We start from the raw sequence: 19,700 nt of genomic DNA on the forward strand, positions 1-19,700 counted from the left end.
ATAGGCGGAGCAAGATGACGTTGGCAATTCGCGAAGTAACCCCGAGCGACCATCAAGACCTGCTAGAATTGTGGCAGGTGACATGGATTGCGACCTATGGGCCGACAATTGGCGATGAAGCTGTATCGGCCATGCTCGCACACCTCGACGACGCCGGTGTTGCCGCAATCATTCCTGGACAAGACGAACGTGCCTATTGCGCGCACCTGAGCCACCAGCTTTCCGCCAGTCTTGTCATCGCCGAGCGTGGCAGCAACAGATCGCGATCCTGAAGGAGTCGAAACGCAGATGAGAGAGTAAGCTCTTTCCACTTCCCCGAGGAGATGCGCTACATCACGCCCGTCGTCGCAAGAGCGAGCACGATGTAGCGACCGAGCTTGGCAATGGTGACCAGCAGGAGAAACAACGGCAGAGGCTCGCGCAGGATGCCGGCAACCAGCGTGATCGGATCGCCGATGATAGGCAGCCAGCTTCCGAGCAGCGAATATTTGCCATAACGACGATACCACCCCTCCGCCCGCGCCAGGGCTTTCTCCGAAACCGGAAACCAGGGCCTGTCGCGGAAGCGCTCGATGAAGCGGCCGAGGCACCAGTTGACGAGCGAGCCGAGGATATTGCCGAGGCTCGCGACAGCCACCAGCAGCCAGACCTCATAGCGGCCGCTGAGGATAAGCCCGACCAAGACAGCCTCGGATTGCATCGGTACGATGGTGGCGGCACCAAGCGCCGTCAGGAAAAGACCGCCGTAGCCCGCAAGCTCGATCATCATGGGGATGGTGCCTTCCGCCACAGGCCGCATCGAGCGGCGGGCCAGGGCGACCGCCTTAGCTTATCAAGGTGAAAAATGGTGCGAGTTCCTTTCAAGGAGCGGTGATCGACGCACCTGATATCAGAGAACGGCAGTCAAATGCGAGATATCGGCAAGTTGCACCACAGAACGGTTGCGCCGATGCGCGTCCTCGGCAAGATGCGTGATACTGCCCGATGCGCAAGCAAAATGCACTTTGCCGACGGCCTCTATCGGTAAGCCGATGAAGGCCGCGATCACAAACGTCAGCGCGAAGCCATGCGTGACTACAATCTGCACCGGCGCCGGCCGTTCGATAATAACCTCAACCGCACGATAAATACGCGTCGCAAACGCGCGGCGAGATTCCGCGCCCTCAATGCCGCCATCGTCATCCAGCCGATCGCCGCCTTGAGCGACGCGGTTGGCGTCAAGCCAGCTTTGCGGTCTGCCGCCGGCAACCCCATAGCTGATTTCCCGCAGATCCTGCATCGCCTCAACCGGTTGTCGCAGGCGCTGCCCGATCACCGCCGCGGTTTCGGCTGTTCTCAAAAGGTCCGATGTGAAAATCTCGACAGTATGATCCGCCGTGAGCGTGGCAAGCCGCTCAGCGATGTCCTGGGCATGCCGCCGGCCAAGCGTCGTCAGCGGCGTGTCGTACCAGCCGCCCACCCTGCCCTCGACATGGTGAACAGACTGCGGATGGGTCACGACAAAGATGGTTTTGATCGCCATGGCGCGCTTCTATTTGTTGAGGCCAAGAGAGCCCGTGTCTTGTCAGCGAACCCGGCAGAAGACCGACAACACGCTTCCCGCTGTTGTCACGGATCCTCTTGTCAACGCACAGCGCGCACCGGACAAGATGGAGCCGAGACAAGCGATGACCTGTCATGTCGCTAAAAACAGTTGCGCCGGAAAGAAAGGTCTCTTCCCGGCGCACAAGTCATTCAGGCAAAGTCGATTAGAACTGCTTGCGCAGGCCAAGCGTGATCGCGTTGGTGCTGAAATTCGTCTTGGATTCGGTGCCATCAACCGCCGTGAAGTTGAAGCTGTCAGCTCCAGTGTAACGATAGCCAATATCCAGAACCGTGCCTTCAAACACTGATGTATTCTTGAAGATGTTCTGGAGGTTCACGCCAACGCCGGCATCAAAGTGATAGGCAAACTTCGTTGCACTATCGTCGATTAGCGTCCCAACACCTGCGAGGCCGACGCCCTGCTTGCGAAGATCAAGGTTGATAAACCCGGCACCGGCGCCGACATAGGGCGTGATCGCGCTGAAGGCGCCATCGGTCGCCAGCGGAATGTCGAGGTAGCCGTTCAGGTAACCTTGGAAGGTGCGGGCGTCGCCATAGGAATTGATGGAGCCAACGCCCCCTACGCCCGATACGCTGTGTTCGTCGACAGAGGCCGAACCATAGCCAAGTTCAATTTCAGCGCGGGGCGCTACAAAACCCATCGAGCCAAAGTTGTAACCGGCGCGCAGCGCGCTGTAGAAGCCGACGTCATAATCCGTGTTCACGCTGATGCCGCCAAAGCCACCAGAAGCGAAGTTGGTATTATTGAGGAAATTGATCTCGTTGATCGATCCCAGGTAGAAGCCCGATGTCGATGTTGCGACCGGCTGTTCGACAGGCGCGATGAGATCAGCTGCGCTGGCAGCTGAGAAGCTTGCCGTCGAAAGCAGCGCTGCTACGAGAAGGCGTGTCGCAATGGTCATGATCATATCCCTGCTCTTGAGGCAATTTCCTTGCCCCGCTTTATGGGTTCAATAATAGGATGCTCTGCGGAAATAACCAGAAAATGCATTACGGTTTTGGGACATTGCCCGAAGACGGCCCCTTGAAGTTGCAGTTTTGCCACAAAACTACTGAGGATCGTGGTTAAAATAAGTTTTTCTGCACGGCTTCAGTCACTTAACGGTGAAGGAGCGGTTTTTACTGATCATTTTCCACATCGTTCCATCTGACTTCCTTGGTTGGTAGGCCGCCGTTCACGAACAATTTTCCGCTCTGTGACGTTGATTGCAGCGACAAAGTACGGCCTACTGCTGTCGGACGCGAACACGACTGGCAGCAGTTGCAGGCAACAGCAGATCGACGGATCTTCGTTCGCCTGGAAGACGACCAATATTTGAGATGACCTGATATTGGGACAATCCCGATCTCCGGCTGTTTGGATAGGAAAGAGTTGCCGATGACCCTGATTGCTTCTCATCGCGGTGGTCGAGACTTGTGGCCGGAAAACTCCCGCCTGGCCTTTCGTCACACCGCGGAAATGGATGTCGACCTCGTGGAGTTTGACGTTCACCAGACACGGGACGAGGTGCTGGTGGTTCATCACGACGCCACGATCGACCGGATGACGAGCGGGCACGGGCCGATTGGCGACATGACCTATGAAGAACTGTCACGCCATATCATCATTGGCACAGGCGGCGAGACCATTCCGACGCTGGTGGAAGTCATCGACATCATGAGACCGTCTAAGGTCAATCTGCGGGTCGAGATCAAGGCGCGCCAGGACGGCACGACCTATGACAATATGGAGCGTCACCTCCTGCGCCTGCTCTCCGAAAGTGGCATGGCGACCCGAAGCATGATTACATCGTTTCAGCTGCCTTCGCTCGAAGCGTTTCTTTCCGCCCTCGATGAACATGGTCTGGCCTCGGACGATCTTCTCGGCGCCCTATGGCTTTGTTCACCCAGCACCATGGCCCAGCTCGGTTTCAGAGGCATTCTGTCCTGTCTCTCGACATTCGATGTTCGGGAGATCGGGCTGCGCGCCGATGCGATCGACGACCATCTCGCCGCTCTGTTCGACGCCCATGATATCAAACTTCACGCCTGGGCCGCCCATACGAGCGAAGCCGCACGCACCATGTTTCGCCTGGGCATTGCCAGCTTTACCAGCGACCGACCGGATCTGGCCATCGCCGCCAGATCAGAACACCGCAGCGGCCTCTTCGCCTGGGCTTGAGGCTTAAAGCCTCGGAGGTATGCGGCGCCACAATCCGCGAGAGCTGCGCCGTCGCGACCTGCCTGCCTTGGCCTATCGGCCCATGATCGTCTTTTCAAAGACGCTGAGCGCGCGGCCTACAGCCTGATCCATGTTGTAGTATTTGTAATCGCCAAGGCGGCCAGCAAACACCACATTGGCAGCCTCCCGTTCAGCGAGTTCGATATATTTGTTGTGCAACTCGTGATTCTCGTCGCGTGGGATCGGATAATAAGGTTCGGTTTTGCCGGGCACATGCGCCATCGGATACTCGATGGCAACGGTCGTCACATCAGACCATTCCTGCGTCAGATACGCCATTTCTGAAATACGGGTAAAATCGTGGCTCATCGGATAGTTGAGCTGGCCGGCCGCCTGATGCCGGCCCTGTCGGTAGGTCTGAAAGTCAAAGCGCAAAGAGCGATAAGGAAGTTCGCCGAGTGCATAATTGAAATATTCGTCAATTGCCCCCGTATAAAGCAACCGGTCGTAGGTAACCTCGCTGCCGAGATCCTTGATATCGGTTTCCAGCGAGACATCGATACCCGGCTGGCCAAGGATGCGCTCGAACATCTTGGTGTAGCCGAGCTTCGGCATGTTCTGGAATGTGTCTTGAAAATAACGATCGTCGTAGGAAACGTAAACCGGGACACGCGCCGTCACCGACGGAGAAAGGGCCTCAGGCGTGAGACCCCATTGCTTGGTCGTATAGCCATAAAAGACGTTCTGATAAATGAATTCAGCGAGATCACGCACGCCCTGGATCGGGCTCTCGCGCATTTTCAGGATCGTTACCTTCTGGTCCATGCCATAGGTCTCGATGAGGATCTTCGTCAGCCGATCGGCTTCCGCCTTTGGAAAGAGGATCTGCAGCGAGGTGAGATTGAACGGAATCGGCACGAGACGACCATCGATGGAGCCCAGCGTGCGATGTTCGTAAGGCAGCCACTCGGTAAACTGCGAGAGATAGGTCGCGATCGAAGGCGCATTTGTGTGGAACACATGAGGGCCGTACTGGTGGTAAAGCACACCGGCATCGTTGCGGCGATCGAAGGCATTGCCTGCAATATGGTTGCGACGATCAATGACGAGCGAGGTCTTGCCAGCCTGTGTTGCGAGCCGCTCTGCGATGATCGAGCCGGTATAGCCCGCTCCAACGATGAGCCAGTCGTAATGCTTCTTCATAATGCCCTTGCGCCCCTATGAACCGGAAAGGCCTGATGCGCCTCTGCGGGAAATCCTTGCAATACACTTGCCGACCCAAAGGCCGGTCGTTTGTGTGGCAGAACGAGTTGTCGAGTTCGTTCCGCCACCTCTTTTGGTTCTACCGATCCGTCAGGTCCCAGTGGCTCGCATGTCTTCGAAGGCAATACCGACCTCGCCCGCGAAATAAGGAATGCAACGGCTTAGGCCCTCGCGCAGCGAAATCTTGGGCGACCAACCGAGCAACCGGCCCGCCAGGGTAATGTCCGGTTTACGCTGCAGAGGATCGTCCTTTGGAAGCGGCTTATCGATAATGTCGGAGCGGCTGCCGGTCATTTCGAGGACGATATCTGCCAGTTCGCGAACCGTGAACTCACCCGGATTGCCGATATTCACCGGTCCGGTGATCGAGGCGTCCGACCGCATGAGTCGGAAGAAGCCGTCGATCAGGTCGTCGACATAGCAAAACGAACGGGTTTGTGTTCCGCCACCGTAAAGCTCGAGGGGCTCGCCTTTGAGGGCGCTGACGATAAAGTTGGATACGACGCGTCCATCCCGTGGATCCATGTGCGGCCCATAGGTATTGAATATGCGGGCGACCTTGATCTCGACACCATGTCTTCTGTGATAATCGAAGCAGAGCGTTTCGGCAGCGCGCTTGCCCTCGTCGTAACAGGCGCGCGGCCCGATCGTGTTGACGGCGCCGCGATAGCTTTCGGTTTGCGGATGCACCTCTGGATCGCCATAGATCTCACTGGTGGATGCCTGAAAGATGCGTGCTCCCGTTCTGACCGCAAGGTCGAGCAGGTTTTTCATGCCGAGCACGTTGATCAGCAGCGTGTCGACAGGGTCTATCTGATAATGCGGCGGCGAAGCCGGGCAAGCGAGATTCCAGATCTCGTCGAAGTCGCCGTCGGGAAGATCGCCGCGGACATCAGCGTGAACAAACGAAAACTTCAGATCGGTGATCAACGGAACGATATTCGTCATGCGACCGGTCTGAAGGTTATCGAGGCAGACGACTTGAAAGCCTTCGGCCAACAGCCTGCGACACACATGCAGCCCCAGAAAACCCGCGCCCCCGGCGACGAGCGCCCTACGCTTTTCTGTCATTGTAACTGATCCCCTCTCCGGCGGTTCAAGTCATGGAACGAGAGCGACCAGCACCAAACCGAACGTTGCTCGATCTGATGCTGCGTCAGAACATCCGCGCGGCGAATGTGCTGGCCGGCCCATGCGCAAAGGTCCGACCCCGTCGAAGTGACCATGCATTGCCGCACCGGCCGTTGGCCGCGCTTGAAGATCATGCCTAGAACTCCATCCGCGAAGCCGAATCGATCGGCTCGTTGTGGAAGACGAGGCAAACGCGATTGTGGTGGCAAAGGCTTACATCGATATCGTCGCTTGACTGGACAAAGCGGGCGATGAACTCGGATTCCCCACCCATCCCGGCATAGGTCCAAAGTGGCGATGCCTGCTCGAAGAGGTGATGCGACGGAAAGGCAAAGCCGCCCATGTCGATCGGGAAAGGCCGCTCGGGCCAGTTGGCGCTCCAGAAAACAGCCCTGCCATTCACGACGACGGGACGCTCAATGCCAACAGGTCCCAAGTTGCCGACAGGAAACGCTGAGAAGCGGCTAACCTTACGCAACTCATCGACCATGGGACGATAGACGAGATTGTCATCGTCCATGATGTAGACAACGCCTTCCAGCCGCTGGTCGCGCACATATTCGAGTGCCGCATTGCGCTGAACGTGACCTTTGTCCTTGGTCGGTCCGATCGCCATATATTCGACGTTGAGGTTTGCGGTCAGAGAGACAACAGCAGGGTCCAGGCTGTCACCATCTTCCACGATGATCCAGATGTAGTTGTCGATCTTGGAGAAGATCTGGTCGATGTGCCTGCGCATATAAGCCAGGCGGAGCGGCCGGTTATAGGTGCAGGTGATAAAGATAAGCTTGGTGTCTTTCATGATAAGCCTTCGTGGAGTGAAAGAAGCAGGTCGCTGACCACGCGCCGCAGAGATCCGTTCGCCGATCTCGTTTCGTCGCGAATAAAGCCGGCGTGACATCACGCTCTCGTAGAGCCACGCTAGTTTCGTGCAGCCGTCTTATGCAGTACGCACCTGGTCCTCATGTCCTCGTGCGGCAATTCCCTCAAAGATGGACTGTGTTGCTTGACCGAAGCTGGATTGCAAAAGCAGAGACCAAGTAGAGCGCAGCATCGAGACCGTGCGTTAAAGAACAGTCTGGAAAGATAGCACGCTTATTGTTCGGATGGTGAGCAGATTACGCCTCAGCCTTCCAGTAGAAGCCCCAGGCTTCAGGCCAAGCACCAGGACATTATGAGGATGCGTCTATCAGTCCTTGGGGAGATCAAAGCCCCGCAACAAAATGTAGTTTATCGGACAAGTTCGTTGTCCCCTGATGGATGAGCGCAGCTCTAATTTTCTTGACACAATCGCTGCAATTCAACTCGTCAACAATTGTCTTGTGGCTGCCCAAAAAAGGGCGTTAAGTGAAGACTTAGATCTAGCGATTTGCATTTTTAGCCTTTTGTTTGCGAGCATCTCATGATTTGCCCTGCCGACCTTCTCCATTTTGCCGATCGTCAATTTTTAAGCCAACTGACGGCCCATCAGCAGGTCGATGCCGGGCGTTGTCGGATCGAGCAGGAATACACCCGATGATCGCCAGAATATTTCGGCAGATGTCCTGCCTCGCCGGCCTATTGCTGATGGCCGGCAATGCGTTCGGTCAGTCCGTCAAAAGCGGCGAAATGTTTGATCCGGCTGCTGCGGCCGGCGACATCAAGATCGGCTACGAGGCATGCCTGGCGCTGGAGCGTCAAAATAGCGGCATCATGGTTCGGATCGATGGGACCGGTTACTGCATACGCTACTATGCGGCGGGACTTCGCACCGATGACAAAAATCCGATCGCCGCGGTTTGGCTGCATGGCGATATCATGGGCCCTCACGAGAGGCCGGCGACGAAACACCTTGCAGGGGTTGGCGTCAACCAGATCATCGATCAGGAAGCCGCGCTTTTTGCACGCTTCAAGGTCCCCTATATTTTCATCGCGAGACCTGGCAGCTACGGCAGCGCCGGGCGTCACCACCACATGCGCCACACGACGCTCGAAGCGCGCATTGTCTCCGCCACGCTCGATGCGCTGAAGCGCAAGTATCATATCGAGCGCCTAGCCCTTGGCGGACATAGCGGCGGCGGCATGCTGGTGGCTGAGTTTCTCAATCACCGAAAGGACCTTGCCTGCGCGGTGATCTCGTCTGCACCTGCAGGCGGGCGCGGCTTTACCCGGCAGAACAAGCGTGCCGGCGACCCGCAGATAATCGATCCGATCTCTAAGACGAGCGCGCTCAAACCGGATCCAGCGCGCCGCATTTTTGTGCTCGCCGACCCCCGCGACACCAATGTGCGTTTCGCGCTTCAGCAACCCTATGTGGACGCCTTGAAAAAGGCGGGCCAGGACGTGACGTTCCTGCCTCTCGAGAAAGCGCCGCCTCCCGAATATCATGACCTGATGGATGCCGCCGAAACGGCGACAGGGCTTTGCGCGGCGGGAAAACCGACAAGCGAAATTGTCGACACGTTGAAGGCGCTTCCCCAACAGGCTCCGCGTCAGATCAATTGATACCTGTCGCCTTTTTGGCGGCAAGCAAGATCAACAGTTTGTGCCAAAGGCGCCGCGCCTGAGGGCGCGAGCCTTCGTCTGATATCTGGTTCCATAGCGCATCGGCTGTTGTCCGCAGCCCGAGGATGGATTGGAGAGAGCATGAAGAAGCTTCTGATCATCGCACTTTATCTTCTCGCAAGCATAGCGCTTTCGATGGCGGTCGCCGAAACATCCTCTGATATCGCCGCTCGGCTCGGACGCGGGATCAATATTCTCGGTTACGATCCCATCTGGAAAAATCCGGACGAAGCACACTTCAAGCCGCGCTATTTCAAGATGCTCCACGACAGCGGCTTTCAGACGGTGCGGGTCAATCTTCAGGCATTTTGCCATATGGATGCCCAAAACCGCCTCGATGAAGCCTGGCTGAAAACACTTAATAGCGTGGTGCATCAAGCCACGGCAGCAAAGCTGAACGTGATCCTGGACGAGCATGACTATCGCGTCTGCGGGCAGGATTTTGAGCTTTGCCGAACGAAGCTTTTCGCATTCTGGCAACAGATCGCCCCGCGCTATAAGGACGCGCCGTCCTCCGTGCTGTTCGAGCTGATGAACGAGCCGAACAAAGCCATCACGCCCGCTCTATGGAACAGCATGATCCCGGAGCTTCTTTCCGTCGTGCGCAAGACAAACCCGAAACGCTGGGTGGTCATTGGTCCTGCCAACTCCAATAATTTCCGCTCTCTCGATGCCCTGGAATTGCCCGCGGCAGATCGCAACATCATCGTGACGATCCACTATTACGACCCCTTCGCTTTCACCCACCAGGGGGCGACCTGGACCAATCCGAGCCGCGAGAACATGACCGGCGTTCCCTGGGGCAGCCAAGCCGACCGACACAAGATGAAGGACAATTTTGCGGTCATGGCGCGGTGGGCTGAAGAGCATCGCAGACCGATCTTCGTGGGCGAGTTCGGCGCTTACGAGAAGGCCGCGATGCCCGATCGTGCGGCGTGGACTGCAGCCATCGCACGCACCGCAGAAGCCCATCATTTTGCCTGGGCCTACTGGCAGTTCGAGAGCAGCTTTAGTGCCTATGACCTGAAAAGCGATAGCTGGATCAAACCCATTTACACAGCCCTTATTCCAAGCACCAATACGATACTGCATTAGCTTTTTTAAGGAAAAATCCTATGAAACACATTGCCTTCAGCATCATTGCCCTCTCCGCAGGTTCCGCCTTCGTTTTCCCTGCCATGGCCGAGAACGCGACGCAGCCCACCGCCCCGGCCTGGCATGCCTATGCCAAGCAATTGCAACAGATCTGCCCTGACAAGAAACTCGATCAGCTCAAGCCGGCGGACCTCCGCGATGCGCTGGAAAAATACAAGGACGGCCAGCCAGCCAGCGTCCAAAAGCAAATGGCATCGGCTGAAACCCTTGCCTGCAAAAACGAAACAGCCGGAGCGGCCTGCGCAAATCTTGCCGACATCCGGTTTGCCGCGCGCGGCGAAAAGCTGCGCCCGCTTGCTCAAAGCATCTGCTCGAACTTCACGGCGCTGCCGTAGTAGGACCCTCGCAAAAGCGTCATGGCCTCGAGCTGGCGGAACTATCTTCCGCTTCTTCGCCATCGATGGTCTCAGGAAGAAAACCGCCGGTCTGCCGCTTCCACAGTCTGGCGAAGAGACCGTTGAGCTCGATAAGCTCCGCCAACTTTCCCTGTTCGACAATTCGGCCTGCATCCATGACAACGATCCGGTCCATGCTGGCGATGGTGGAGAGACGATGCGCAATGGCAATCACCGTCTTTCCCTCCATGACGAGGTCGAGCTTTTCCTGAATGGCTGCTTCGGATTCGCTGTCGAGTGATGAAGTCGCCTCATCGAGGACGAGGATCGGTGCGTCCTTTAAAAGCACGCGCGCAATTGCTACTCTCTGTCTTTGGCCGCCGGACAGCTTGATGCCGCGATCGCCGACGAAGGCCTCATAGCCTCTGCGCCCCTCGCCGTCGACGAGATCGTGTATGAACAGGTCGGCTTTTGCCGCCTTGGCGGCGTCTTCTAGTTCCTTTCGGCTCGCTTCCGGCCGTCCGTAACGGATATTGTCGCCAACGGAGCGGTGCAGCAGCGCGACATCCTGGGCGATGACGCCGATGGCGCGGCGAAGGCTCGCCTGCGTAACAGCCCTGATATCCTGCCCATCGATCAGAATTGCGCCCGATTGAATATCGTAAAACCGCAGCAAAAGACTGACGAGCGTCGTCTTGCCGGCGCCTGAGAGCCCGACAAGTCCGATCTTCTCGCCAGGCCGAACGGTCAGCGAAAGATCGTTGATGACAGTCTTTCCGTTCTTGTAGGCAAAGTGCACCGCATCGAAGCGGAGTTCGCCCCGAGAAACATGGAGCGGCACGGCATCCGCTTTGTCCGTGATTGTGGGAGGTGTCGTCATCACGGGCATGGCATCCTTGATCGTCCCGATCGCCTGGAAGATCTGCTGGCCCATCTGCAGGAAAGCGAAGGTCTGTGTCGAAAGCCGCTGCAGAACATAAATCGCTGCGACAAACTCCCCGATCGTCAGGAAGCCTTTGAGCAGCCCCGAAAAGCCAATGATAAAGACGGCAAGCCATTGAAGGGTGTTAAAAACCACGACGATAACTTCTGAACTCCGATAGATACGCTGCTCGTGGTGCTGAGTCTTGACCGCCGTCTGAATGATCCCTCGAATGGCGCCAGCCTCGCTATCCTCCGCGGCAAACTGCTTGATCATCTGCATGTTGCTGTAAAGATCGGTAATGGCACCGGACACGATACTCCGCTGCTTGGCCGTGCGTCGCGCACGCTCGGAAAAGAGCGGCGCCATCTTCACAGCAAGACCAATATTCGCCAAGATCCAGCAGAGGACCGGAATGGCCAATTGCCATGCCAAGGCGGACAGAAGAACGAGCGAGCCGGTCATCTGCACCACAAAACGCGGCCCCGTCTGAAAGGCGAGCAGGATCTGTTGCTGGACGGCGGATGCGACCTGTTGGAGGCGTGACGCTACCTGGCCAGCAAAGAGGTCATGGAAGAAAGAAAGATCCTGCCGCTCGACAGCCTTGTGTCCCTGCCACTGGATCGCTGCTGGCATGGCCACGCTTAGAGTATGAGAATTAAGCGTATTCATCAGAAAACTGACGATCGGGATTGCCGGGAAGATCAGAAGGCAAAGAAAGGCAAGGATCGGCCAATCGCTGATGAGATAGGCGCTGGCGCCGCGCTGGCTAACCCCGTCGATGATTTTTGATAGCGCCCAGGCTATCCCAAGATTCATGACCTCAAAAGCCATAGAGGAAAACGCCAAGCCCGCGAGCGGCCAACGAAACATCGAAATAAAATGAAGTAAAACGGCCACCGGCCCTTTCGAGGGAAGCGGACGGTACGGGATTTCCAGCGGACGGATCAGCCTTTCAAAAGGGCGGTAGATAGCATCGGAAAACGACATCGACTGCTCTCTTCTTGTTCAACACCGAAGGACTCAAGTGACGCGAGAGGCGATAGGATCATCTTCTTGTTGCAATCTCAAATTTAAAAAGATGATGGCTATGACCACGAAATGAGATGATATGCACGATCAACACGACCTTGAGTTGCCCCGTATCCTGATCATCGGCAACGGCGGTAGCGGAAAGACTTGGCTGTCCCGCAAGCTCGCGAGGCACACGGGCCTGCCCGTCATCCATCTCGACGATCTTCGCTGGGAGCCAGGAAACTATGGGATTGCGCGCAGCAATGATGTCGTTGTCAGCAAAGTCGAGGAAGCAGGAAAAGCAGAGGCCTGGATCATCGAAGGTGTTTATGGCTGGCTTGCTTCAAGGGTGCTGGAGCGGGCGACGACTCTCATCTGGATCGACCTGCCGGAAGCCGAATGCATTGCCAATATCAGGCAACGCGGTATCCAGGGCGGCGGCAGCCAGGAATCCTTTGAAGAATTAGTCACCTGGGTCAGCGAGTACAGGATCCGCGACAACTCCAGCAGCCATATCGGCCATCTGCGGCTGTTCGAAGCCTTTAAAGGTAATAAGCTGCAGATCAAACAAAGGGCTGGCATGACTGCGCTTCTGGAAAAAGCGGAGAACCAGACCCAGCTCCGTTGATGAGGCGCAGGGCCAAGTTACCGTTTGAACCTCAGCGCCCGATGAGAATCGCCCCCGCCGCGACGATGACGCAGGCAAGTGCACGCTGCGCCGATAGTCGTTCTCCGAGGAACAGCCATCCGATCAGTGCGGCAAAGACGACGCTTGTTTCACGCAGTGCTGAAATCGGTCCGGCCGGACCAAGCGCGAAGGCAGCCACGACTGCTCCATAGGCGAGCATCGAAACTAGGCCGCCGCCAAGCGCCTTCCAGGTGGCGGGCGACCTGAAATCGACGGAAAGCCGTCTGCGGATCACCATGAAAGTCGCTGGCAGGAAAAGCCCGTAAATGAACAGCACCCAGGCGGCATAGCCGCCGCTATCGCCGGCCCGGCGAACACCGATGGAATCGACGGTTGCGTAAGTCGCGATAATTGCGCCTGTCAACATGGCAAGCAGGATCGAAGGCGCAGATGCCCTGGCCTTTCCAATGAGGAGGCTCAAAATGCCGAGGGCCACCAGAATGACGCCGGCAACCTGATGGAAGGCCAATAGATCGCGCGTGACCAGAAAGCCGATCACCGTGACCAGCAGCGGCACTGTCCCCCGCACGATGGGATAAACTTGTCCAAGCTCTCCGAACCGATAGGCAGCAACCAGAAACACGCTATAAGCCGTCTGAAGCGCGGCAGACAAAACTATGTAGATCCAGGCATCGCCGGGCGGCAGGGGATGAAGCAGCATCAAGGGGATAGCCGCCACCGTGCTGGCAAAGCTCATGACCGTCACCGTCCAGAGCCTGTCGCCGCCATGATGCAGAAAAGCATTCCAACTGGCGTGAAGAATGGCGGCAAACAGCGCCAGGGCGATGACGACGGGGCTCATCGTCTTCGGCCTGTCCGCGCCTGAAACGCAGCGGCTTCTTGCGCTTTGTCAGGCATTGTCATTACTGCGCATAATCGGGCTGCGTGCGATCAAGCACGCGTTTGATGGAGTCCAGGTGAAGGCGCGCTGATTCCGGATCGCCTTCGCGCATCTGTCGGTAAGCAGCTTCTGCAATCTCGTGCGCCACCGGCACGACTTTGCGTCCCGTCGACAGCGCGAGCGTCTGCACCTCGCAAGCGCGTTCCAGATAATAGAGATCGTCCCAGGCCTCGGCGATGGTCGGACCGCAGACCATCACGCCATGATGCTTCATGAAGACGATATCGGCATCGCCGATCGCAGCCGCGATGCGGTCTCCCTCACGCTCGTCCAGCGCCAAACCGTTGTAATCTCTATCGACAGCGGTCCGGCCATAGAATTTGAGCGAAGTCTGGCCGGCAAAAATCAGCGGGTCGCCTTCGGTCATCGATAGCGCCGTCGCATAAGGCATATGCGTGTGAAACGCGGCCTTGGCGCGGGGAATGTTCTTATGGATCCGCGCATGGATGTAGAAGGCCGTGGCTTCTGGCGTTCCGTTTCCGGAAACGACATTGCCGTGGAAATCGCAGACCAACAGCATCGATGCCGTCAGCTCCCGGAACGCGTAGCCATAGGGATTGACGATGAAGAGATCGTCATAACCGGGCACCACGGCAGAGAAATGATTGCAGATCCCTTCTTCCAGCCCATATTCGGCGGCCATGCGAAAGCAGGCCGCAAGATCGACACGCGCCTGCCAGATTTCCTTTGTCTCCAAGTCCGGCTGGTTCGGCCCTCTGGAAGAGGCCAGGTTGGACGTCGAAAGCTGATGAGCCAAACCGGCCTCCTAAGGTTCGCAATTTCAGTTAAGGAAGATGCTATATCTCGATAAAAGCAGTTTCCGAAGTCCGATTTCCAGCGAAACATCCTTCCCTCTCGGAATATTTCAACAGGCGGATCCGAGCAGGAACCTGCGGTGTGGCAAACAGCCACGCAACGTGCTCAATGGTTGTCGCAATGAGGATCGGAAAGCTTTACGGCGATACGCCATGCTTGCCTGTTTGACGGTCAAGCGAGCGGCGGATGCCGGCGCTTGACCGGCTGGGATTTAACGATCGATGTGTTCGTCTCCGCCTTATCGGCGATCCGATCGAGAATCTCGTCCAGCTGACTGATGGAGCGCACGAACAACCTCGCGATGAAGCAATCGTCTCCGGTGATCTTGTCGCATTCGACCACTTCGGGCGTCTCATTGATGAGGTCCTGAACGATATGCAGCTTGCCGGGGAGCGGCCTGATCCGCACGATAGCCTGCAGCATGTATCCAAGGGCTTCGTGCGAGAGCTCGACTGTAAAACCGCTGATCACGCCACGCTCCTCAAGACGCCTTACTCTTTCGGAGGTGCTGGGAGAAGACAGGCCCACGAGTTGCGCCAGTTCCTTGAGGGAGATTCGTGCATCTTTCGTGAGCGCATCGATGATCAGGCGATCAACGGCATCAAGCATCCCAACCTCCCTTTACCAGATAAAGAGATGAATTTGCCTTCATATGATAGGCAGATCAAGTCTTTGACTTTCGAAAAGATATGGATGCTGAAGCTCGGCCTTACTAGGATTGCCACATCGTCAGTGGAGATTTGGAAGATGAACAGCCGCAGCCGTGGTGTCATGGAAATGAGCGCCGCCATGATGATTTCAGGAACCATTGGCCTCTTCGTGATGCTGTCGAACCAGCCAATCCCGACCATCGTGTTCGCGCGTTGCCTGATCGGAGCGCTGACCCTGCTTGTCGTCTGTGCTGTCATGGGGTTGTTTCATCGGCATGCCATGGGCTGGCGGCAGATTGGGCTTGCGTCAATCGGCGGCGCTGCGCTCGTCGTCAACTGGCTGCTGCTCTTTGCCGCCTACCCGCATATCTCTATCTCGGTCGCAACCGCTGTCTACAACACACAGCCCTTCATGTTGACCCTCATGGGCGGCCTTCTTTTCAAGGAGCGCCTGACGGCAAGCAAGTTTGGCTGGTTGGCTCTCGCCTTTATCGGCGTGCTTGCCATCGTCGAAGCAAATCCGCCGACTGGATCTCTCCCCGGCGAATATGCCCGTGGTATCGTTCTGGCTTTGGGCGCTGCCTTCTTTTATGCCGTCGCGGCGATCATTACCAAGAAACTTGCAGGCACGCCGCCGCATCTCATCGCGCTGATCCAGCTGACGATCGGCACATTCATGATGATGCCGTTTGCGAGCTTAGGGTCATGGCCAACAGAGCCTGCTGGCTGGGCTGTGCTCGCCTCGATCGGCATCGTCCATACCGGTCTCATGTATATTCTGCTTTATGGGGCAATTCAGAAACTTCCGACGGCGCTGACAGGCGCCCTCTCCTTCATCTATCCTGTCGTTGCACTTCTGGTTGACGCAGGCGCTCTGGGCACGCGCCTGGCTCTTGTCCAGCTCGCCGGGATTGGCCTTGTTCTCATCGCAGCCGCGGGTTCGACCTTTGGCTGGTCGATACCGATCCGGCGTCGGCGCCTGAAGCAGCATGGGCGCTACTGCTGAGGCGCTGTTTCGCCAGGCTGCGACTTTGGCTGGTCGCCGGGCTTGATGACAGGCATGTTCCCGCTCTGCGGCGCCGGCGTGACAAGGCCGTGATCGCCTGTAGCAGGTGGCGCTAGAACACCATTGCAGTCATTGAGGCTGGGACCTCCAGCCGCCGTTTGCCCATTTTGCGTGGGACTGGTGCGTCCTTGCGGCGGCGCCTGACAATTGCTCCCGGGTGCCGAAGGATTACCCTGCTGCGCCATCAGCGGCGCCGCGCCGCCCATGAAGACAAAGGCTGCAAAGGTTAAGCAGGCGATGTTTCTGGAATTGGTCATCTTAATATCTCCTCACTCTGGCCATCCCGGCATGTGGTGCATCGGGCTCCCGATGCGCCTGCAGCCTGCCGTCTGATCCCGAAAGGCCACTGTTACAACATCGACCTAAGCCGCCACTGGCTCACTTGGCTTTATCGGCCGCCCGTTCGAAGGCCGGCGCATCCTGTAGCTGTTGGCGGGTGACCTTAAGAGTGAGTCGATCCGGGAGCGCACCTTTACCGGTATTCTCCGCCGCTTCTTGGGGCGCGCCGGGTCGGGCAGCGCCTGCATTGCCACCGCCCATCGTCGCCGTCGCCCCACCCCTATTTTCTCCCTGTGGCACAGCACCCTCTGCCTTGCCGCGATCTGTGGTTGAGGCTGTTGTCTCTCCCGACACCGCTGCGTCGGCACGGCCCGCGCCGAGGCCGGAGTCAAGCTGCAGCGCCTTCATATCGACAGCGACGTCCTTTTGGCCCATTCCAAGGAAACCGCCGACGCCGATGACAACGGCCTCGACCGTTCCATTCGCGCCGATGAGAATGTCGTTGATCTTGCCGATCTTCGAACCCTCGGCGCCATAGACATCCTTACCTTCAAAATCGCTGAAACGCGCTGCACCTGCCATTGGTGCGCTGACGAAGGGCGTTTGCGTGGACTGCCCTGCGACGCCGTCCATTGTCTCGGCTTGCGGCCGCATATCGTTGATGCCGCCGTGCGCATTGTTCTGGTTCGTCTCCGCGGCCGGCGGCTGCCCGCCAGGGGCTTGCGCCAACGCCGCGAGCGGGAAAGCAGCAAAAAAGAACGCGGAAGGAAGATATTTCATCGCAAAACCTCCAGAACCCGGGAACAAGGCAAGCGCCATCAAGAAAAACGTCGGCGCCACCGATGCGAAAAGATGCAATGGGAAGGCGGGTCGTTCTTTAGATCGAAGCACCAGGCTTTCGGAAATCCCTTTCCGAAGCCCATACTGCCGGCGCGCTAGCAGCGTCACGCTGTCCTCAGCAGACACCATAAAAACCGAACCGATGATGTCGGGATTGGTTCCGACAGAACCGCTGACCATCGGAAAGAAAAATGCTCGCCAAGCGAAAAACGGGAAAATCCCTATTTTTAAACGACGGCCATGGCCCGTGATACATAGGCGCGCACGGACGTCTTCATTTGCTTCCAGCACCGTTGTGCGGCAGTTGCAGCACGTGCCTGATCGAGGCGCTGACGCAGTTCGGTGGTGCCGATGGTGGCACAGGTGCCGGGCGCCCAAAGTGCCTCAATATCGGCCGGGCTCGCGTGCCAGGTTTCGACCGGAAAATCGTAGAACCGGTAGCGGTCATCGTCGATCGGCGTCAGATCGATATCGGGCCGCTGCAAAGGGTTCAGCATTCCGCAAAGGGGATAATGGATCGTCCGCGCTTCGGAAAACCATCCAGCAAGCCAGGAAAAGGTGCTGACGCTCAAGGCGATATTGCGTGAGCGCCGCAAAACCTCAAAATCGATCAGGGCGCCCCGGCTTGGTTGGAACACCGCGTTCGGGTAGCGCTCCCGTAGCTTCTGCGAATAAAAATCGTCGCCAATCTGTCCCAGAAAGACCGGCTGCGCCGTGGTTTCGGAAATCAGCGTGTCGTAATAGGCGAACGGCATCGGCCGGTAATCGCAATGCACATCGCTCAGGATCTCGGCGCCGCGGACATTGATCACAAGATGATCATCGCCATACCCCTTCACATCAAGATGATCGGCGCGGAAAATGCCACGGTAAACATCGACAGAAGCAAGATTGGCGAGTTTGAAGCCAAGGCCCGCCAAGACCATATCGTTCACGATGCCCCGGCGCGCGAGCCGCGCCAGTTGGTGAACGTCGATGAAATGCCCGTGCACCTCGAGCGGGAAGCGCGCAAAGCTCGTCGGGTTTCCGGCTGAGAGGTTCCAGTCTGGCAGGTGATATCCGAAAATCTCAGCGCCGCCAGCAAGCTGCCCTAAATTGACTGCCAGCATATACTGAAGCATCTGGTTGCCGAGATTACCGATCGGCTTGATAAAAATACGCAAAATAAAACGCCCAACAATAAAGTCTTTGCAAAAAACGATACAATTTCGCCTTTTGCATGACGGTCTTGCGGCAGAAAAAGCAATCGGACTTAGGACCTATAGTCAGCCGGTTTGCGGGTAAAAAGATCCAGGTAGGAATCCACCACGGCCTGCTCAGAAAATTGCCGCATAAGCGTCTCATGGCCGCCGGCTGCGATCTTTTCGGCAAGAACGCGATCTGCCACCAAAGTCTTCAGGCAAACGGCAAGGCCCTCGGTATCGTTGATATCGAAAAGAAGACCGTTCTGCGCCTCATGCATGAACCAGCGCGGCCCCTCGGCGCGGCTTGAAATAACCGGCTTTTGCTGCGCCCAGGCCTCCAGAATGACATTTCCGAGCGGCTCATGGCTGGAAGGCATGACGAAGAGGTCGGCTGCGGCAAGAAAACGCCGAACGTCTGCCTGCCAGCCAAGGAAATGGACGCGGCCGGTCATGCCGAACTTCGCCGCTACGGCCTCCAGGTTCTGTCTTTCCTCACCGTCGCCAGCCAGCCACAGATGCGCGTCAGGCAGGCGCGAGACGGCTTCGATCAGCATGGCAAAGCCTTTGCGCGCCACGAAGCGCCCCATGGAAAACACGATCGGCACACCATCTGGCGTCGAGACCTCTTGGCGGGCAACAGGCGCGACCTTTTCCGTATTGGTGAAGTTAGAAATGACTTCGACACCGCGCTTCCAGCCCAATCTGCGCACATGCGCGCCGATATCGGGCTGATTGCATACGAGCACATCGGTATTCTTGAAATAGCCGAGATTGGTCGGATAGTCGCCAAGCCGCGAAAGCTTGATGCAGCCACCATAGGCCGGCATCAGTCGGCTTGCCCTCGTTGCCCAGGACATCAAGGCATCCGGCTTTTGGCGACGCGCGATGGACGATACCTTCATCGGCAACAGCAGCCGATCAGGCGAAAGATTGCGAAAATTGCTCTCGATGATCGTTGCTGCATTTTCGATCTGACTGCGCCAGCCACGACCCGGACGGATTACCACGGTCTGCTCCACGCCGCGCCGGGCAAGGCCGTTCACCAGATGCACGAAAAAACGCTCTGCGCCGCCATCTTTGCCGAAGTGAAAATGCATAACTTTCATGGTCGCTCCTGAAAAAAGGGACGAGAGGGCGCGCTGATCC

The 19,700-nt window shown here is 57.3% G+C and carries 21 protein-coding genes; 7 read left to right on the forward strand and 14 right to left on the reverse strand.

The window, feature by feature from the left end; genetic code table 11:
- Nucleotides 1-14: 14 nt before the first annotated feature.
- The gene (locus VQ830_RS14365) at nucleotides 15-272 is read left to right on the forward strand and encodes a hypothetical protein (RefSeq protein WP_337268813.1); all 258 of its coding nucleotides are present in this window, start codon (nucleotides 15-17) and stop codon (nucleotides 270-272) included.
- Between the two features lie 56 nt (nucleotides 273-328).
- Here the strand turns inward: VQ830_RS14365 and VQ830_RS14370 are convergent, their stop codons facing one another.
- From VQ830_RS14370 to VQ830_RS14380, 3 genes are all read right to left on the reverse strand, one after another.
- Nucleotides 329-766 (reverse strand): YqaA family protein, encoded by a 438-nt coding sequence (locus VQ830_RS14370; RefSeq protein ID WP_337268869.1) that lies wholly within the window; start codon nucleotides 764-766, stop codon nucleotides 329-331.
- A 123-nt stretch (nucleotides 767-889) separates the two neighbouring features.
- A complete protein-coding gene (locus tag VQ830_RS14375) occupies nucleotides 890-1,522 on the reverse strand; it encodes a histidine phosphatase family protein (RefSeq protein ID WP_337268814.1) in 633 nt (210 codons plus the stop codon).
- Nucleotides 1,523-1,748: 226 nt separating this feature from the next.
- Nucleotides 1,749-2,507, reverse strand: coding sequence for an outer membrane protein (locus VQ830_RS14380; protein WP_337268815.1), 759 nt, complete (start codon nucleotides 2,505-2,507; stop codon nucleotides 1,749-1,751).
- 476 nt (nucleotides 2,508-2,983) lie between these two features.
- On the opposite strand from VQ830_RS14380, the gene VQ830_RS14385 reads away from it, so the two are divergent.
- Complete coding sequence (locus VQ830_RS14385; protein WP_337268816.1) at nucleotides 2,984-3,766, forward strand: glycerophosphodiester phosphodiesterase; 783 nt, start codon at nucleotides 2,984-2,986, stop codon at nucleotides 3,764-3,766.
- 72 nt (nucleotides 3,767-3,838) lie between these two features.
- Here the strand turns inward: VQ830_RS14385 and glf are convergent, their stop codons facing one another.
- The 3 genes from glf to VQ830_RS14400 form a co-directional block, all read right to left on the reverse strand.
- Entirely contained in the window at nucleotides 3,839-4,969 is a 1,131-nt protein-coding gene (gene glf / locus VQ830_RS14390; RefSeq protein ID WP_337268817.1) for a UDP-galactopyranose mutase, read from the reverse strand.
- 150 nt (nucleotides 4,970-5,119) lie between these two features.
- On the reverse strand, nucleotides 5,120-6,100 hold the full coding sequence (locus tag VQ830_RS14395) for a UDP-glucuronic acid decarboxylase family protein (protein WP_337268818.1): 981 nt from the start codon (nucleotides 6,098-6,100) through the stop codon (nucleotides 5,120-5,122).
- A 196-nt stretch (nucleotides 6,101-6,296) separates the two neighbouring features.
- Nucleotides 6,297-6,962, reverse strand: coding sequence for a glycosyltransferase family protein (locus VQ830_RS14400; protein ID WP_337268819.1), 666 nt, complete (start codon nucleotides 6,960-6,962; stop codon nucleotides 6,297-6,299).
- A 713-nt stretch (nucleotides 6,963-7,675) separates the two neighbouring features.
- Here VQ830_RS14400 and VQ830_RS14405 point away from each other — a divergent pair.
- From VQ830_RS14405 to VQ830_RS14415, 3 genes are all read left to right on the forward strand, one after another.
- The gene (locus tag VQ830_RS14405; RefSeq protein WP_337268820.1) at nucleotides 7,676-8,644 is read left to right on the forward strand and encodes an alpha/beta hydrolase; all 969 of its coding nucleotides are present in this window, start codon (nucleotides 7,676-7,678) and stop codon (nucleotides 8,642-8,644) included.
- Nucleotides 8,645-8,785: 141 nt separating this feature from the next.
- Nucleotides 8,786-9,799, forward strand: coding sequence for a glycoside hydrolase family 5 protein (locus tag VQ830_RS14410; RefSeq protein WP_337268821.1), 1,014 nt, complete (start codon nucleotides 8,786-8,788; stop codon nucleotides 9,797-9,799).
- Nucleotides 9,800-9,819: 20 nt separating this feature from the next.
- Nucleotides 9,820-10,194: a hypothetical protein gene (locus VQ830_RS14415; protein ID WP_337268822.1), complete on the forward strand. Its 375-nt coding sequence runs from the start codon at nucleotides 9,820-9,822 to the stop codon at nucleotides 10,192-10,194.
- A gap of 19 nt (nucleotides 10,195-10,213) precedes the next feature.
- Here the strand turns inward: VQ830_RS14415 and VQ830_RS14420 are convergent, their stop codons facing one another.
- Nucleotides 10,214-12,106, reverse strand: coding sequence for an ABC transporter ATP-binding protein (locus VQ830_RS14420; protein ID WP_337268823.1), 1,893 nt, complete (start codon nucleotides 12,104-12,106; stop codon nucleotides 10,214-10,216).
- A 121-nt stretch (nucleotides 12,107-12,227) separates the two neighbouring features.
- Here VQ830_RS14420 and VQ830_RS14425 point away from each other — a divergent pair, with 121 nt between their 5' ends.
- On the forward strand, nucleotides 12,228-12,758 hold the full coding sequence (locus tag VQ830_RS14425; protein ID WP_337268824.1) for a P-loop NTPase family protein: 531 nt from the start codon (nucleotides 12,228-12,230) through the stop codon (nucleotides 12,756-12,758).
- A gap of 31 nt (nucleotides 12,759-12,789) precedes the next feature.
- Here VQ830_RS14425 and VQ830_RS14430 read toward each other — a convergent pair whose 3' ends face one another.
- The 3 genes from VQ830_RS14430 to VQ830_RS14440 all read right to left on the reverse strand — a co-directional run bounded on the left by VQ830_RS14430 (nucleotide 12,790) and on the right by VQ830_RS14440 (nucleotide 15,144).
- The gene (locus tag VQ830_RS14430; RefSeq protein WP_337268825.1) at nucleotides 12,790-13,620 is read right to left on the reverse strand and encodes an EamA family transporter; all 831 of its coding nucleotides are present in this window, start codon (nucleotides 13,618-13,620) and stop codon (nucleotides 12,790-12,792) included.
- A gap of 61 nt (nucleotides 13,621-13,681) precedes the next feature.
- Entirely contained in the window at nucleotides 13,682-14,476 is a 795-nt protein-coding gene (locus VQ830_RS14435) for an aldolase (RefSeq protein WP_337268826.1), read from the reverse strand.
- A gap of 230 nt (nucleotides 14,477-14,706) precedes the next feature.
- Nucleotides 14,707-15,144 (reverse strand): Lrp/AsnC family transcriptional regulator, encoded by a 438-nt coding sequence (locus VQ830_RS14440; protein WP_337268827.1) that lies wholly within the window; start codon nucleotides 15,142-15,144, stop codon nucleotides 14,707-14,709.
- A 138-nt stretch (nucleotides 15,145-15,282) separates the two neighbouring features.
- On the opposite strand from VQ830_RS14440, the gene VQ830_RS14445 reads away from it, so the two are divergent.
- The gene (locus tag VQ830_RS14445; protein WP_337268828.1) at nucleotides 15,283-16,191 is read left to right on the forward strand and encodes a DMT family transporter; all 909 of its coding nucleotides are present in this window, start codon (nucleotides 15,283-15,285) and stop codon (nucleotides 16,189-16,191) included.
- On the opposite strand, the gene VQ830_RS14450 is transcribed toward VQ830_RS14445, so the two are convergent.
- The 4 genes from VQ830_RS14450 to VQ830_RS14465 all read right to left on the reverse strand — a co-directional run bounded on the left by VQ830_RS14450 (nucleotide 16,182) and on the right by VQ830_RS14465 (nucleotide 19,660).
- Complete coding sequence (locus VQ830_RS14450; RefSeq protein WP_337268829.1) at nucleotides 16,182-16,508, reverse strand: hypothetical protein; 327 nt, start codon at nucleotides 16,506-16,508, stop codon at nucleotides 16,182-16,184. The two genes, VQ830_RS14445 and VQ830_RS14450, sit on opposite strands and share 10 nt — an antisense overlap.
- 121 nt (nucleotides 16,509-16,629) lie before the next feature.
- Nucleotides 16,630-17,550, reverse strand: coding sequence for a PRC-barrel domain-containing protein (locus tag VQ830_RS14455; RefSeq protein ID WP_337268830.1), 921 nt, complete (start codon nucleotides 17,548-17,550; stop codon nucleotides 16,630-16,632).
- A gap of 47 nt (nucleotides 17,551-17,597) precedes the next feature.
- A complete protein-coding gene (locus VQ830_RS14460; RefSeq protein ID WP_337268831.1) occupies nucleotides 17,598-18,533 on the reverse strand; it encodes a hypothetical protein in 936 nt (311 codons plus the stop codon).
- 89 nt (nucleotides 18,534-18,622) lie between these two features.
- Nucleotides 18,623-19,660 carry a glycosyltransferase gene (locus VQ830_RS14465; protein WP_337268832.1) on the reverse strand — a complete coding sequence of 346 codons (1,038 nt, stop codon included), beginning with the start codon at nucleotides 19,658-19,660 and terminating at the stop codon, nucleotides 18,623-18,625.
- Nucleotides 19,661-19,700: the final 40 nt, after the last annotated feature.

Origin of the sequence: Oryzifoliimicrobium ureilyticum (genome assembly GCF_037199735.1) — a bacterium.
GTDB lineage: Bacteria > Pseudomonadota > Alphaproteobacteria > Rhizobiales > Rhizobiaceae > Rhizobium > Rhizobium ureilyticus.